The following is a 15,803-nucleotide window of genomic DNA, read 5'->3' as shown; positions in this document are numbered from 1 at the left end:
TGAAGTCCGCCCATGATAACACAGCGAGCGGGAAATGGCAGCCAGGAGCTTTCAGCTGTCTGTCAGCGCTCGGGTACCGGAAAAAATTCGACAACTGGTGCTTCGGGAATGATCTGGAAAATTTCCAGCAGTGAATAAAAGAGTTTCAGCGCCTTCAGGTGCTCAGGGCCCAGTTCATAGTGAATTTTACTCAGATAGTCGCGGGACTCGGCAGGGCTATAGCCGATACGCTGCCCACAGAGAGCGGCAATCTCATCCCGGTGCTGTTTTCCATAAGCCATGGACTGCTGCAGGCTGTGGTAGAGTTCACCCACCGCAGCCGGGTGCTCGCCAGCGAAGTCCCGGCGCACCACCCACAGGGCAAAGACAAAGGGCAGGTGGAATTTGTCGTACCACAGGGCTGCCAGATCAGAAACGTAACTGAAGCGCCCCAGACGCAGCTCCTGCAGGGCGCGATCGCCAATGTACATCACCGCCTCGGGCTGCTGATCAGGGGCGAACTGCTCCTCGCCATCAATGGCCGTGTATTGGCAGGGCACACCTTCAAGGTGCATCAGCAGACGCATCAGGTTACTGCTGGTCAGGCTGGAACTGGAAAGGTGAATATGACGGATTCTGCCAAGGGGTTTGTTGTGAAAGAGTAAAACACTCTGGACATTGCCGCAGCTGGAGATGGAAACATCGGGCAGCACCACATATTCGCTGCCAGCGCCTGTATAGGCAAAGCTGGAAACCAGGCCCGACTGCACTTCCCCTGCGAACAGCAACTCAGAGATGCACGCAGGAGTAGTAAAGTGCAAATCCCAGTTGCAGGGGACCCGGCCCTGCTGGATACCATGGATCATGGGAACCGAATTGATATAGCTGACAACGCCGGCCCGTGGACGGAGAGTGGACATGAATTCACCTTTCCTGATGGCGTTTGATCCTCTGCAGAAGGTTTTCCAGAGGGGCATCTGTATTCAGAAGCTTCAGGGCGAGGCCAACGGGCATCACGCGGGGCTGCCAGTGGGTTGACAGCTTGAGGTGGTCTTTCTCGCTGGTTACCAGCGGGTGCCCACCCGCGCTGAGCGCCTCCAGCTGATCATCCGTCGGCACGCCATGATCGGGCAGAGCCAGGGTTCGCTCCAACCGGTATCCCATCTGCTGTAAACCTTCAAAAAATGCCCGGTTATTCCCAAGGGCGCTGTAAGCACTGATGGGAAATGCCCTGTCCGCAGAACAGCTCATGGCATAGTGGGCCGCCGGAGCATCGCCGGCAAAATGCTCCTCCACCCGGGTACGGATGACCAGGTCCGCCCGTGCAATGGCGGAGGGAAACTCCCGCAGCAAACCGCTGGGAATGGGCAGTCCGTTCCCCAAAGGGTGCCGATGATCCAGTAAAAGTATTTCGAAGTCCTTCACCAGCTTATGGTTGCTGAAAGCATCATCCAACAGCACCACGTCAACTCCCTGCTGCTGCAGATAAAGAGCCCCGGGAATGCGCTGGCGGCTGACCACCACCTGCGCTGCGGTTCTGCGGGCCATGAGCAGCGGTTCGTCCCCGCACTCCCGCCACGGGGTCGATTCGGTCACCACCAGATAGGGTTCGCGATAGGAGCCCCCATAACCGCGGCTGAGAATACCCACCTTCAGCCCATGTTCAGTCAGCAGGCGGGCGAGAACAATGGTCAGGGGCGTTTTGCCGGTCCCTCCGGCAACCAGGTTGCCGAGGCTGATGGTAAAAAAAGGAAAGCGCCGGGGAGTGGCCAGGCGATAGCGCCAGGCACTGATCAGAGGGTAGAGCAGGCTCAGGGGCAGCAGGGCCAGGCGCGGCAGGTGCCACAATCCCCCACCATAGAGATAGCGATCCCGCAGGCTCATAAAAAATCGACGGCGCCCATTCCCTGGCGCACCAGCTCCACCTGGTTGTTTTCAAAAAGCAGGACCGTGGTCTGCGTTGGCTCGCTGTAGCCGCCATCCACCAGCGCATCCAGCATCCCTTCAAGCTCCTGGTGAATGCGCCAGGGGTCACCGGTGGGCTCACCGTCTACCTTGGCGGTAGTAGAGATAATCGGCCGGCCCAGCTCCTCCACCAGTGCCATGCAGATGTCATTGGCGGGAATACGGATGCCGCACCGCTTGCGCTTGGGGTTCTGCACCGCTTTGGGCGTGAGCTTGGTGGCATCAAGCAAAAAGGTGTAGGGGCCGGGAATCAGGTGCTTCATGGTGCGATAGGCGTAGTCGGAAATTATCGCGTACTGGGAAGCGTGGGAGAGGGAGCTGCAGATGAAGGTCAACGGCTTGGCGTCATGCATCTGTTTGATGCGCCGCACGCGGGCGATGGCATCTTTATTGAGAATATCACAGCCAATGCCATAGGCGCTATCGGTGGGATAGGCGACCAGGCCGCCGTTGCGCATGATTTCCACTGCAGCGGCAATCTGACGGCTGTCAATGTTATTCGGTTGTACCGTAAAAAGTTTCATGAAAAACACCTCCTCAGGATGCCCGACAAAAATACCCTGATGATGCGTTGAGAATCAAGGTGTTCATGTGTATAATCCGAAAAAACTCGTACCCCCAGGACATACTGCCATGCCAGCCTTGCGACTCATTACGCTTCTCACCATTGCGGCCCTGCTCATGCTCAGCGGTTGCGCCGGACCTGCCAAATCCACCTTTGAGGGCATCAGCTCCTCCTTCGGCGATACAGACGACCAGACCATCCAGGGTCAACGACACCCGCGCCATCGCGCTGCTGTTGACGATCGCTACCTCTGGGACAGCCTGCAGGGCTACGCCATGCCCTTTTCTCTCCAGCAGGACATGGAGATGGATCCAGGCCGCGCCATTGAAGCCTACCATGACAGCTTCCGCTCCCTGGCAGTGGTGCTGGACTTTTCGCCAGCATACTTCTCCGCATCCCGTGAAATTCTCAGGGGAATTACCGCCAGCGCCCATGAGCGGGGCTTTTCCCTGATCGTCTATAACTCCGCTTCCATGGAAGAAGAGGAGCTCCTGGACAGCCTGCGGCCCTACGCTGTTGTCATCGGCCCCCTGCAGCCTTCACTGCTGGAAAAGATGCGCGCGCGGTTCGGACAGCGCAAGGTGTTCATCACACCCACCATTGCCCACAATCCTCAGCAGCCTGCCGAGTACTCCACCGGCCTGAGCGTGCGCGATGAAGTCAGCGCTGTTATCAAGCAGATGGAGGACGATGGCATCTTCCGCTATATCGTCTTCCGGCCCGGCGAACCCATGACCGCCGAATATGCCAACGCCATCAAGCAGCAGGCACAATACAGCCGCTATCTGACACTGTTCCGCGAGAGGATCTACTCCAAACAGCTCAACAACCAGTCACGTGTTATCCGCGAGTTCCTGGGGGAGCTGGTGGAGCACCAGACCCGGGAAAAGTTTGCCACCTACACCACCGACTTTGACGGGGTATTCCTGCCCATGGACTTCCTGGATGCCATCGTCGTGGCACCACTGTTTCCCTTCTTCAACTTTGACATGGATCACCTGAAAGTCTATGGCACCAGCTACTGGCACGACCAGAAGATCTATGAAGCCGCGCCCCACATCCATGGCGCCAGATTCCCTACCCTGTACATATCCGATAACCGCTGGATCTCCGATGTCATTTTCCGCCGCTCCCTGCAGGAGTACAGCCACTCCGACCAGCCTTCCTGGCTTTCGGCCCAGGGCTATGACGCAGCCACCCTCGGACATCTGCTCCTGCTCTACGGCGTCAGCAAAACCAACGAAGCCTGCTTCCTCGGCGTAACCGGAGTCATGTTCCGCGATGAAGAACAGCGCTTTGTCAAACGTCCCGCCATGGTCGAAGTTGCCCGTGGCGGCTTCCGTGTGCTGGAAAGAACCTCGCCGGTCTACCGCGCCACACCCGAAACACTCTTCATTAATCTGCCGGAAGATATTTTCCCCGAGGCACTTGTACCGCACGAACCACTGCTCTACCAGGAAGAATTCCCCCACCTGCGGCGGCACTATCCATGAGCAACTCCATTGAACTCACCATCACCTATGAACGCTCCTGCCACGAAGCCATTGAAACCCAACTGATACTCTTCGGCTGCCAGGCATTCCTCAGCAAGGAGCTCGAAGAGGTTGAGCATGAAGAGCAGCCGACCCTCAGCCTCAAGGCCTATTTCGATCCCCAGGAGTACGCAGGCCGACGCCAGGCCATTGAGCGCTATCTGCAGAGCGCGGCCGCAGGTTTTTGCACCCGTGTCATTGAACCCCAGGACTGGGAAAACAGCTGGAAGGCCTACTTTCAGCCCCTTGAGGTGGCCGAAGGCTCCATACGCATCCAGCCAGCCTGGGAGCCCCTGAGCCCCCAGGAGACCGCGCCTTACATGGCGGTTATCCTCATTGACCCCGGCATGGCCTTCGGCACCGGCCAGCACCCGACCACCATCCTCTGCCTCGAGGCCCTCGCCCGCCTGCCCCTGGCGGGCAAAAGCGTCCTTGATGTGGGAACCGGCTCCGGCATTCTTGCCATCGGCGCCCGCAAAATGGGGGCAAACCCTGTGCTGGCCTTTGACAACGACCCCCTCTGTGAGCCCATCTGTCGGGAAAATGCCGCCCTGAACCAGGTGGAAGGCATCGATTTCCGCACGACCACGGCAGAGCACATCAGCCAGGTACATGATATTGTCATTGCCAATATTATTGCCGGGGTGCATATCGAGATCATGCCCCACTACCGGCAACTGGCCGGCGAGTACCTCATCCTCTCAGGCATCCTGCGAGAGCGGGAAGCCGATGTGCGTACGGCCTTGAACCTGCACGGCTTCAGGCATGCAGCCAGCACCTATCGCGGAGACTGGTGCGCCCTGTGCGTCGAGGTCTAGGCTGCCATGGCGTTCCTGATTGACCAGGCACTGATAGGCCAGGACTCCTGCCGCATTGAAGGCGAGGACTTCCACCATCTGCGACGGGTGCTGCGCAAAAATATCGGCGACCCGGTGGATATTCTCTCCACCGGTAAAGTGCGATATCGCGGCAGAATCACCGCCATGGCAGATGACAGCGCCGCAATCTCCCTGAGCGATCCCATCGCCCACGAAACGGAATCATCGCTCCAGCTGACGATCGCCTGCGCGGCGATCAAGGGCGATGCTTTTTTTGACAACGTGCGCATGTTCTGCGAGCTGGGCGCCCAGCGCATTGTCGTCTTCGTGTCGGAGAACTGCGTCGTGCAGTACGATGAAAAAAGGGCTCAGCGCAAACGGGAAAAGATGCAGCGCATCGTCAACGAATCCTGCAAGCAGAACCTGCGTACCTGCCCGCCAGCCATTGATCCGCTGACGACCTTTGAGCAGCTGCTCAGTGACGATCAGTGGCTGCCCCGCCAGAAGATCCTCTGCTACGAGGGCGCTCGGGAGCCCATAGCCTCCCTGTCCATTGACACAGGCCAGCCACTGCTGCTCATGATCGGTCCCGAAGGGGGAATCAGTCAGCGGGAAGCGCAAAAAGCCCGTATGTGCGGCATACAGATGGTCAGCCTTGGGCCACGCATACTCAAAGCCAGTACCGCGCAGGTCGCTGCCCTGAGCATAGTGCAGCATCGCTTTGGCGATATCCCATGAACTCCCATCTGTTGCAATCCACCAGCGGACAGGATAATCTGAGTCGAAATATCTCCGAGGTCAAGGAACATCCATGAGGGTACTCGTAAGCGGCGGAGCCGGTTTTATCGGCCTGCATCTGCTGGAAACACTGCTTGAGCAAGAGCAGCATCTGCACGTCAGCGTCCTGGATGACTTCTCTTCCGGCAGCCGCGAGCAGCTGGAAAACCTGCAGAACCGCCACCATCAGCGCCTGCGCCTGATCGAGGGCACAGTGACCTGCCCCCAAACCTGCATGCAAGCCTGCTCCGGGCAGCAGGCCATTGTGCACCTGGCTCGGCAGAGCTGCGCCCCCCACAGCCTCACAGATCCTTTCCCCAGCGCTGCCATCCATATTCAGGGAAGTCTCAACCTCTTCTGGGCGGCACACCGCCAGGGAGTGGGTAAAATCGTCTACGCTTCCTCCCACAAGGTCTATGGAGACAGTTCTGCGGTTCCCCTGGCGGAGAACTCACTGGGAAAGCCCCTGACACCCTATGGCGTCAGCCGGTACACCTGCGAACTCTATGCCGGCCTGATGCATCGGCAGTACCATATCCCCACCGTGGGCCTGCGCTTCTTCAATGTCTACGGCCCGGGGCAGATCTGGGGCGAACAGGGGCCCGCGCTGGTGACATCCCTTATCGCGCACCTCTCCCAGGCTCAGGAGCCCATCATTTTCGGCAATGGCAATCAGAGTTGTGACTTTGTCTACGTCAATGATGCCGTCAGCGCTCTCACCGCCGCCCTCCACCGCGACATTCCCGCCGGAGAGTATAATGTCGGCTCCGGACAACGCTTTTCGGTAAATGAAATCTGTGAAGAACTGCAGACCATTCTGAAGCGACGTGGCCTGAACGCGGATATCCCCCCCCGCCACCTGCCGCAGCGACCAGGCGACATGCACCATGGGCTGGCGCACACGGCACTGGCCGCTGCAGAGCTTGGCTACAGTGCCCGGACATCCCTTGCCGATGGTCTGGAGAAGACGGTTCAGTGGTTTGTGCACCTTCCACCGCAAAAGCAGCAATCGATTCTGGAAAACTTCCAACACACTCTGCAAACTTCTCCAAGGAACACGCCATGATACTGGAACACCGTGCCGATATGAAACGCCTCCTGGAATCAACCCGAACCATCGCCGTCGTAGGGCTCTCGCCCAAGGAGGATCGGGCCTCCAACTTCGTCAGCCGCTACCTGCAGCGGGAGGGATACCGCGTCATCCCCGTCAACCCGGTCTACGAAGGCCAGCTGCTGCTGGGGGAGCACTGCTATGGCTCCCTGGCGCAGGTACCGGAACCCATTGACCTGGTTGATATTTTTCAGCGTTCGGAAAACGTCCCCCCCACGGTTGAACAGGCCATCACCTGCCACGCCAAGGCGATCTGGATGCAAAAGGGCATTGAACATCGGGAGGCCGCCACAGCAGCTTGTACCGCCGGACTTGCTGTCGTGATGGATCGCTGTCTCATGGTCGAGCATGCCGCCATCTTCAACAGGCAACCGATCCACTGATCTGAATATACTTTTTACGGAAAGAAGACCATGCTCGAAAAACTTCAGGATATTGAAGATCGCTATGAACTGCTCAGCGCCGAGCTTTCCCACCCTGGCGTCACGGCGGATACCCAACGACTGCAACAGGTAAACCGGGAACTGAGCGAGCTGCGCGAAGTGGTGGAAGCCTTCCAGCAGTTCAAAACCGTGCGTCGTGAACTGGCAGATAATCAGGAGATGCTCACCAGCGAAAAGGATCGTGAACTGCGCGAAATGATTCAGCAGGAAATCCAGAGCCTGCGCCACCAGGAACAGCAGCTCGAAGACGCCCTGACCGAACTGCTGCTGCCAAGGGACCCCAACGACACCAAGAACATCATTCTGGAAATACGCGCCGGAACCGGCGGCGAGGAGGCTGCCCTGTTCGCGGCGGATCTCTTCCGCATGTACTCCCGCTACGCCGATGAGCGTGGCTGGAAAGTGGAAGTGCTCAGTGTCAATGAAACGGGCAATGGCGGTTTCCGCGAGATCATCTCCATGATTGAAGGCCGTAACGTCTATTCGCGCCTGAAATTCGAGTCCGGCACCCACAGGGTGCAGCGGGTTCCCCAGACCGAATCCAGTGGACGCATTCACACTTCAGCGGTCACGGTGGCCGTGCTGCCGGAAGCAGAAGAGGTGGATATCGATATCAACCCCGCCGACCTGCGCATCGATGTCTATCGCTCCAGCGGTGCAGGTGGGCAGCACGTCAACACGACGGACTCTGCCGTGCGGGTCACCCATATCCCTACCGGCGTATCCGTTGCCTGCCAGGAGGGGCGCTCGCAGCACAAAAACAAGGAGAAAGCACTCAGTATTCTGCGTTCGCGTCTGCTGGACCATGCCGTCCAGCAGTCCGACTCCCAGCGCAGCCAGGATCGCAAGCTGCAGGTGGGATCCGGTGACCGCAGCGAGCGCATCCGCACTTATAATTTCCCCCAGGGACGCGTGACCGACCACCGGGTAAACCTGACCCTCCACCGACTGGAACAGGTTCTCGAAGGTGACCTGGATGAGGTCATTGACACCCTGACCAAGAGCGCCCGCGCCGGTGAACTCAGTGGAAACACCTGAGATCTGGACCCTGCAGCGCCTGCTGCTGTGGAGTACGACGTACCTGGAAAAAAAAGGGGTGAATGCGGCGCGCTACAGTGCGGAAACACTGCTGGCAAAAGTCTGTGACTACCAGAGGCGCCTCGATATTTACCTGCACTTTGACCGGCCCTGCACCCCAGAAGAGCTGCAGAGCTTCAAGCACTTGCTGCAGCGCCGCACCGGTGGCGAACCCCTGGCCTATATTACCGGCGAACAGAACTTCCTGGGGCTGGACTTTCAGGTGGGCCCCGGAGTGCTGATTCCACGCTTTGACACGGAAACCATTGCCATGGAAGCCGTGGCCCGTCTACGCCTGCCTTGCGCACCGCAACAGCCAGCCATTCTCGACCTGTGCTGTGGCAGCGGTGTCCTGGGCATCACCGTGGCCCATATGGCTGGCAAACCCTGTCAGCTCACCCTGGCAGATATAGACCCCGCTGCTCTGGAGTACGCCCAGCGCAACGCCAGCCGTCACCTTGGCGCAGGTGCCTGGCATGTTCTTCCTTCAGACCTCTTTGGCGCCATTAGGGGCACCTTTGATCTCATCCTGTGCAACCCCCCATACCTTGACCAGGCCCATCTGTCTGAGCGTGAAGACGAAGTGCGCCACGAACCCCTCCATGCCCTAGACGGCGGCCGGGATGGACTGGACTTCTACCGCGCTTTGGCCAGAGGCTTTCGACACCACCTCAATCCTGGAGGACGCATGCTGCTTGAAGCAGGCTACGACCAACACCAATCCCTTGCCAGCCTCTTTGGAGATACCCTGGAAAAACCGCTTTTTGACGAGGCCAAACGGTTTCGCGGAGCAGTCATCACCCCATCGGAGACACCATGATGAGCCCCCTGCCCGTTCACCATCGCCCCTTGCTGCAGGCCACAGACTGGGAAGATTACCAGCTCCTTGACTGTGGCAATGGCATGAAATATGAGAAGTGGGGGGATGTGCGCCTGGTGCGCCCCGATCCCCAGGTACTGTGGCAGGGCACTCAGGGTGGTCAGTGGAGCACCTACGATGGGTGGTACCATCGCAGTGCCAGCGGTGGTGGCACGTGGGAATTTACCCGAAAGCTGCCGACATCCTGGGAGATTCGCTACCAGGACTACCGCTTCCGCGTCCGGCCTACCGACTTCAAGCACACCGGCCTTTTCCCCGAACAGGCGGCAAACTGGAGCTGGTTTGGCCCCATCATCCGTCAGTCGCAGCGCCCCTTTTCCCTGCTCAACCTCTTCGGCTATACCGGTGCGGCCAGTATTGTGGCAGCCAAATCCGGCGCCGCAGTATGCCATGTGGATGCCGCCAAGGGAATGGTACAGTGGTGTCGGGAGAATGCCAGCCTGAACGGCCTGCAGGAAGCGCCGATCCGCTACATTGTGGATGACTGCATCAAGTTTGTGCAGCGGGAGATCCGACGTGGAAGCACCTACGACGCCATCATCATGGATCCACCATCCTACGGACGGGGCAAGAGCGGCGAAACCTGGAAACTGGAAAAGCACCTCTGGGAACTGCTGGAACTGTGCGCAGCTGCCCTGGCCCCCAACGCGCGCTTCCTGCTGATTAATTCCTACACCACCGGCATCTCCCCAACGGTTCTCGCCAATATGCTGCAGGATATTCTCGGGAAACGCCGTGGTACCATCACCTGCGGCGAAATCGGCCTGCCCGTGGTCAGCGATGGCAAAACCCTGCCCTGTGGGATATACTGCCGCTGGGAGAACCTTTGAGGCCATATACCAAAGAAAAAAAGCCGGACACACTTTCGTGTGTCCGGCTTTTTCAGGTATTTGCCGTCTTTTAATCAGCCTGATTGCGCAAAAACGCCGGAATATCAAAGTAATCGGTCTCGTCATTGCCGCCGAGAATCTGATGGATCTTCTGCACATCGGCGCTCTGGTTTTCGCGAATCTTCTTGATGGAAATAAACTCAGGGTTCACGGCACTGCGTGCTGCTGGGGCCGCCGGCCCGGTTCCTGCACTTTTTGCCGGTATCTCCTCAATGATCATATCCTCATCATCGCTTTTCAGCTCGCGCTCCAGCGCCGCCATAGCCGCATGGGAAGAGCCTCTGGAGCTCTCTGGCGCGCGCACCTGAGCAGCACTGGCAACCCCCTCATGGGATGATGACACGGACTCGGGTGCCTTGCGCAAGCCGCTTTCCATGCCTGTTGTAGTACCTTTACGCTGGGCCTCCGAAGGGATTCCGGCCACCTGGGACTTGTCATTGCGGAAGCTGGTAGCGATAACAGTAACCTTCATGCGATTCTGCATGTCCGGGTTAATGACGTTCCCGTAGATAATTTCCGCTTCCCCTTTGGCGGCCTCTGAAACCACTTTGGTGACAGCTTCGATTTCATGGAGGGTGGTTTCCATGCCGCCGGTGATATTCAGAAGGATATTTTTGGCTCCAGAGATATCGAAGTCTTTGAGCAGGGGGCTGGTGATGGCCTTGCGGGCAGCCTCGACAGCCCGATTCTCGCCCTCAGCCTCGCCGGTACCCATCAAAGCCAGGCCAGAGTTGGACATGACCGTGCGTACATCGGCAAAGTCGATGTTGACGATACCGGTGACGTTGATGGCGTCGGATATGCCCTGAACGGCCTGTTTCAGAACATCATCCGCCAGGAGGTAGGCTTCCGTGAGTTTGGTGCTTTTGTCGCAGATTTCAAAAAGGCTTTGATTGGGAATGGTGATGATGCTGTCGACGAACTCCCGCAGTTCGAGGTACCCCTTCTGGGCCACCTGGATACGGCGACGTCCTTCAAAGGCAAAAGGCATGGTGGCCACCGCAATGGTCAGGGCGCCCATTTCCTTGGCGATTTTGGCGATAACCGGCGAAGCGCCGGTACCGGTTCCCCCGCCAAGGCCCAGGGTCACGAAGACCATATCCGCACCACTCAAAGCTTCACGCAGTCGTTCCACGTCTTCTTCAGCCGCTTTACGTCCCACATCGGGATTTGCTCCTGCACCAAGGCCGCGGGTGAGCTTCGATCCTATCTGAAGTTTCACCGGTGCTTTGGATATGTCAAGGGCGCGCTGATCCGTGTTGGCGGTGATGAACTCAACGCCCTCCAGGGAGGCGTCGATCATGCTGTTGACAGCATTTCCGCCAGCTCCGCCGACACCAACGACCTTAATGGTCGCACCGGGTATATAATCTTCTTCAAATTCCAACATACGTTAGTCCCCCTCGCATAGCGTTGAGCTGGTCCCAACAATAGCACACTCGGCTACTGATGCCACGAACGCGACCATGATACCGTTCATGATTTCCGGTACCAGCGACCGGAAATGGTCGTGGGAATTGACCGGTCACGTAATGGCTTTTCTTTATATAGCATATTTTTAAAAGAATTCTCCAAACAGTTTTTGAACTTTCTGTGCAACTTTTTTCATGGATCCTGAGCCCTGGGGCCCATCCGGGTGGATTTCGACGCCGGCCTGGAAGAGAAACGGATTTTCCGAAGCAGCATAAAGCACGAGCCCAACAGCAGTTGAATACTCCGGCGCACTGGCTATGTCCACCAGGCCACCAATTCTGCTGGGAATTCCCTTACGCACCTCGGTTCCAAAGACCTTGGCCGTCTCGGTGCCAATACCTTCCATCTGGCTGGTCCCGCCGGTCAGGACAATACCACTGGTTATACGCTCCTCAAGGCCTGCGCTCACGAGTTCCTTGCGCACCCAGCCCATGATTTCCACCACGCGCGGGTTGATAATCTGGCTCAGCACATAGCGGGAGAGCCGCTTGGGATCACGTCCACCAACACCCGGAACTTCCACAATGCTGTTCTCATCCTGGGGACGCACCTGGGCGCTGCCGTAGTCGAGCTTGATCCTCTCCGCTTCCTTGAAGGGAGTCTTAAGGGCAATAGCGATATCATTGGTGATGTTGACACCACCGAACGGGATGCTGCAGGTGTGCCAGGGGCTGCCTTCAATGACGATGGCCACGTCCGTGGTTCCGCCGCCGATATCAACTACGGCGACCCCGAGATCCCGTTCATCATGGGCGAGAACGGCGTGGGAGGTGGCCAGCTGGCTCAGCACCAGCGAAGAGATATTCAGTCCGGCGCGGTTGCAGCTCTTGACTATATTTTCGACAGAGGTTTTAGAGGCGGTAACAATATGTACCTCTATCTCCAGGCGCACACCACTCATGCCCAGGGGGTCCTTGATGGAGTCCTGACCATCGACAACGTATTCCTGGGGAAGCACATGTACTATCTGACGATCCAGTGATATATCCACGGCCCGGGCAGACTCGATCACGCGGTCGATATCTTCGAGGCTGACTTCCTTGTTTTTTATGGCGATAACACCGCGGGAATTCTGGCCCTTGGTATGGGCGCCGGCAATACTGACATACACGTCACGGATGGGAACACCTGCCATGAGCTGCGCTTCGTTGACGGCCTTGCGTATGGCATCCACGGTCTGGTCGATATTGACCACTATTCCTTTGCGGATGCCCCGCGACTCAGCCTTGCCGATACCGATGACATTGATGGAACCATCACTTTTGACCTGACCGACAACCACACAGACTTTCGTGGTACCGATATCGAGTCCGACGATAATGTTTTTCTGTTCAGCGCTTTCTTTTGACATTAGTTCCCCAAGCTCTCCCTGATATACACAGCGTTGTCATCTATATGGACCCTGTAGTCAAGATAAAACGAAAATGGCTGACCCAGCACACTTGCCAGCGCGTCAGCTTTCCGCGGATATTTGTCTTCGCCCAGGAACACTTCCATGTTGCCCTTGACCAGGACAATCCCCCCGCTTTCGAGGCGGATGGAAAAATCCAGCAGGAAGTCCTCCGGCACACTTTGCGCCAGCGAGTACAGCAGTGGCGTCTGCCATATAAAGTCGCCAGGGGCAACACCTGACTCAGCGGTAAAAATCTCAGGCAGATGAATGCCATGGTACTCAAGCTTGCGATCCATGGCCCCGTGTACCTCCTCCATGACATAACCGTCAGCGGAGATGTAGAAACGTTTTGCCTGAGGAGTTTTCAGTATGTACCCAGGCTGGTACTCTGAAAGAACCACTTGGACAACACCATTGAGCTTGCGAAAGACGGCCACACTTTTTACCCATGGCAATCCTGCAAGCTCCTGTGCTACCGACTGAATGTCCAGGGCAAGGATATCCTTTCCCAGGTAATTTGTAAACAGTGCTGTTATCTTTTCCTCGCGGGCGTAATAGTGATTTTCCTTCACGACAGCACGCAAGGGAAAAAGGGGAGAGGCAAGGTAATACCAGTAGACGCTCAGACCAGCGAGAAATACGGCGACAGTGGCGGCCACGGGCAGTCGACGGCTGTTGTTTTTTACACTCAAGACTTTGCGACACCTTCCAGAACCTTTGCAACCACGTCCGCAAAACTCATGCCGGCCGCTCCGGCCGCTTTGGGAATGAGACTGGTCTGCGTCATTCCAGGGTTTGTATTGACTTCCAGGAAATAGGGGACACCATCTTTGAGCATGTAGTCAACGCGGAAGGCCCCACGCAAGCCAAGGGCACGGCAGAGTCGGCGGCTGTAGTCCACTACGCGAGAGGCCGCTGATGGCTCAACCTTGCCGGGGACATCATAGACAGTCATACCCTTGGTGTACTTGGCAGCATAGTCGTAAAAGGCGTTGCCCGCAACAATGCCCACCAGGGGAAGGGCCAGGTCATCAAGAAAACCACTGGTCAGCTCGTACCCCTGAATATACTCCTCCACCATCACCTGGCTATCAAGCTGGAGACATTCCTGCAAGGCCCGCTGAAATTCCCCAGCATCATGCACGATGAAGACACCGATACTGGAACCTTCCCGGGGAACCTTCACCACCAGGGGAAAACTGAAGCTGGATTTTGCCAGCATATCCACGGCCCCATGGGCCATATCTGCAGTCACTACCAGATAGGCAGGGGTGGGAATACCGCAGGCAAGCGCTATGCGCTTGGCGGCTATCTTATCCATGGACACCGCACTGCCCAGGACACCCGTTCCCGTATAGGGAATTCCACACATCTGCAGGTATCCCTGCACAGTACCATCTTCGCCCACCGGGCCGTGGAGGGTGTTGTACACCATATCCACACCAATCAGCTTCTCCTGCCACCGAGGCTCCTGCGGATCCAGAATGCGCACAGCGTAGCCAAGCTCCTCAAGAGCCTTGCCGACAAAGGTACCACTCTGCACGGACACTTCCCGCTCCCGGGAAGTGCCGCCCATCAGCAGACCTACGGTCTTCATCATGCCTGGTTTTCCCGCAGGAACTCTTCGAGGCGATCCATAGCGTCGTTGATCAGGTCAACCTGCGGCAGGAAGACCACCCGGAAGTGACACTCACTGAAGTAGTTAAAGCCCTTCCCTTGAACGAGAAGCACCTGCTGTTCACTGAGAAAGCGGTAGACAAAGTCTTCGTCATTCTTGAAACGGAAACGCCTGAGGTCAAATGAAGGAAAGGCATAGAGAGCACCCAGAGGTTTGGCGCAATGCACACCGTCAATGGCGTTGAGTCGCTCGTACACCGCATTGCGCTGATTGTACAGACGACCGCCGGGCGCCGTCAGGGAGAAGATGGACTGAATGCCACCAAGTGCCGCCTGCACGCCCCACTGCCCAAGGGCGTTGGAACACAGCCGCATGCTGGCAAGCAATGTTATGCCGTCAATATAGTCTTCAGCTTCCCGCACCGGGCCACTGAAGTAGAGCCATCCCACCCGGTAGCCCGCTGCGCGGTAGACCTTACTGAGGCCCCCGAAAGTAACGGTCAGAACATCAGTGGAAAGGGAAGCCATGGGAATGTGCTCAATCCCGTCGTAGGTAATCTTATTGTAAATCTCGTCACTGTAGAGGATCAGGTTATGGGTGCGGGCAAGATCCACAATTTCCGTCAGCGTCTCGCGGTCATAGACAGCGCCCGTGGGATTATTGGGATTGATGACGACAATCGCCTTGGTACGCGAGGTTATCTTGGCTTCCATATCCGCAAGGTCGGGAATCCAGCCCTTCTCTTCAATACAGTTGTAGTGAACCGCCTTGCCGCCAGAAAGGCGCACAGCAGCTGTCCACAACGGATAATCCGGTGAGGGAATCAGCACTTCGTCCCCAGGATTCAACAGAGCTTCCATCGCCAGGAGAATCAGCTCACTGACCCCATTGCCCAGAAACACATGCTCAATTTTCACATCGGCGATACCCTGCAGCTGTACTTCATTGACCACCGCCTGGCGCGCAGGAAAAATCCCCTTGGAGTCCGTGTAGGCTTCTGCCTGGATAATATTCTGCGTTATCGCCTGGTTAATGGCTTCAGGCACACGAAACCCGAACTGTGCTGGATTTCCGATATTGAGCTCAATAATATTGTGGCCCGATCGCAGTAATTCAGCGGACTTTTGGGCTATTTTGCCCCGTATTTCGTAATTGACATCACAAAGATGCTGAGACTTCAGGTATGGCATACAAAGAGCACCCCATAAAAAAATTTTCTTACAGTATAGCGTTTCACAGGCACTGTCAAAGGAAAATACTGCCATTTACCCCAGATGTTTTA

The 15,803-nt window shown here is 57.1% G+C and carries 16 protein-coding genes; 8 read left to right on the top strand and 8 right to left on the bottom strand.

The genetic code is table 11. The features are described from left to right. Positions 1–62: 62 nt before the first annotated feature. The 3 genes from ACZ46I_RS05890 to ACZ46I_RS05880 are packed head-to-tail and all read right to left on the bottom strand — an operon-like array spanning position 63 to position 2,468. Positions 63–899, bottom strand: coding sequence for a menaquinone biosynthetic enzyme MqnA/MqnD family protein (locus ACZ46I_RS05890; protein ID WP_013506876.1), 837 nt, complete (start codon positions 897–899; stop codon positions 63–65). A gap of 4 nt (positions 900–903) precedes the next feature. Beyond that, positions 904–1,863, bottom strand: coding sequence for a tetraacyldisaccharide 4'-kinase (gene lpxK / locus ACZ46I_RS05885; protein ID WP_464281746.1), 960 nt, complete (start codon positions 1,861–1,863; stop codon positions 904–906). Then, positions 1,860–2,468, bottom strand: coding sequence for an L-threonylcarbamoyladenylate synthase (locus ACZ46I_RS05880; protein ID WP_013506874.1), 609 nt, complete (start codon positions 2,466–2,468; stop codon positions 1,860–1,862). The genes lpxK and ACZ46I_RS05880 overlap by 4 nt, the downstream gene beginning before the upstream one ends. Positions 2,469–2,577: 109 nt before the next feature. On the opposite strand from ACZ46I_RS05880, the gene ACZ46I_RS05875 reads away from it, so the two are divergent. From ACZ46I_RS05875 to ACZ46I_RS05840, 8 genes are all read left to right on the top strand, one after another. Next, the gene (locus tag ACZ46I_RS05875) at positions 2,578–4,002 is read left to right on the top strand and encodes a type 1 periplasmic-binding domain-containing protein (protein ID WP_464281745.1); all 1,425 of its coding nucleotides are present in this window, start codon (positions 2,578–2,580) and stop codon (positions 4,000–4,002) included. Then, positions 3,999–4,859 carry a 50S ribosomal protein L11 methyltransferase gene (locus tag ACZ46I_RS05870; protein ID WP_464281744.1) on the top strand — a complete coding sequence of 287 codons (861 nt, stop codon included), beginning with the start codon at positions 3,999–4,001 and terminating at the stop codon, positions 4,857–4,859. Before ACZ46I_RS05875 ends, ACZ46I_RS05870 begins: the two co-directional genes overlap by 4 nt. Before the next feature lie 6 nt (positions 4,860–4,865). Continuing rightward, positions 4,866–5,597 (top strand): RsmE family RNA methyltransferase, encoded by a 732-nt coding sequence (locus ACZ46I_RS05865; RefSeq protein ID WP_464281743.1) that lies wholly within the window; start codon positions 4,866–4,868, stop codon positions 5,595–5,597. 73 nt (positions 5,598–5,670) lie between these two features. Further along, entirely contained in the window at positions 5,671–6,702 is a 1,032-nt protein-coding gene (locus ACZ46I_RS05860) for an NAD-dependent epimerase/dehydratase family protein (RefSeq protein WP_464281742.1), read from the top strand. After that, positions 6,699–7,130, top strand: coding sequence for a CoA-binding protein (locus tag ACZ46I_RS05855; RefSeq protein ID WP_464281741.1), 432 nt, complete (start codon positions 6,699–6,701; stop codon positions 7,128–7,130). Before ACZ46I_RS05860 ends, ACZ46I_RS05855 begins: the two co-directional genes overlap by 4 nt. Before the next feature lie 30 nt (positions 7,131–7,160). After that, positions 7,161–8,228, top strand: coding sequence for a peptide chain release factor 1 (prfA, locus tag ACZ46I_RS05850; RefSeq protein ID WP_464281740.1), 1,068 nt, complete (start codon positions 7,161–7,163; stop codon positions 8,226–8,228). Further along, positions 8,215–9,087 (top strand): peptide chain release factor N(5)-glutamine methyltransferase, encoded by an 873-nt coding sequence (prmC, locus tag ACZ46I_RS05845; RefSeq protein WP_049871142.1) that lies wholly within the window; start codon positions 8,215–8,217, stop codon positions 9,085–9,087. Before prfA ends, prmC begins: the two co-directional genes overlap by 14 nt. Continuing rightward, entirely contained in the window at positions 9,084–9,977 is an 894-nt protein-coding gene (locus ACZ46I_RS05840; protein WP_464281739.1) for a class I SAM-dependent methyltransferase, read from the top strand. The genes prmC and ACZ46I_RS05840 overlap by 4 nt, the downstream gene beginning before the upstream one ends. A 70-nt stretch (positions 9,978–10,047) precedes the next feature. On the opposite strand, the gene ftsZ is transcribed toward ACZ46I_RS05840, so the two are convergent. From ftsZ to ACZ46I_RS05815, 5 genes are all read right to left on the bottom strand, one after another. After that, on the bottom strand, positions 10,048–11,427 hold the full coding sequence (ftsZ, locus tag ACZ46I_RS05835) for a cell division protein FtsZ (protein WP_013506865.1): 1,380 nt from the start codon (positions 11,425–11,427) through the stop codon (positions 10,048–10,050). Between the two features lie 168 nt (positions 11,428–11,595). After that, the gene (ftsA, locus tag ACZ46I_RS05830) at positions 11,596–12,861 is read right to left on the bottom strand and encodes a cell division protein FtsA (RefSeq protein WP_464281738.1); all 1,266 of its coding nucleotides are present in this window, start codon (positions 12,859–12,861) and stop codon (positions 11,596–11,598) included. After that, on the bottom strand, positions 12,861–13,595 hold the full coding sequence (locus tag ACZ46I_RS05825) for a cell division protein FtsQ/DivIB (protein ID WP_013506863.1): 735 nt from the start codon (positions 13,593–13,595) through the stop codon (positions 12,861–12,863). Before ACZ46I_RS05825 ends, ftsA begins: the two co-directional genes overlap by 1 nt. After that, a complete protein-coding gene (locus ACZ46I_RS05820) occupies positions 13,592–14,503 on the bottom strand; it encodes a D-alanine--D-alanine ligase family protein (protein ID WP_464281737.1) in 912 nt (303 codons plus the stop codon). The genes ACZ46I_RS05825 and ACZ46I_RS05820 overlap by 4 nt, the downstream gene beginning before the upstream one ends. Then, positions 14,500–15,711 (bottom strand): pyridoxal phosphate-dependent aminotransferase, encoded by a 1,212-nt coding sequence (locus ACZ46I_RS05815; protein ID WP_013506861.1) that lies wholly within the window; start codon positions 15,709–15,711, stop codon positions 14,500–14,502. Before ACZ46I_RS05815 ends, ACZ46I_RS05820 begins: the two co-directional genes overlap by 4 nt. Positions 15,712–15,803 lie beyond the last annotated feature (92 nt).

It is taken from the genome of Desulfurispirillum alkaliphilum (genome assembly GCF_055378285.1).
The sequence above is the reverse complement of the archived record's forward strand: the minus strand, read 5'-3'. Positions and strand labels throughout refer to the sequence as shown.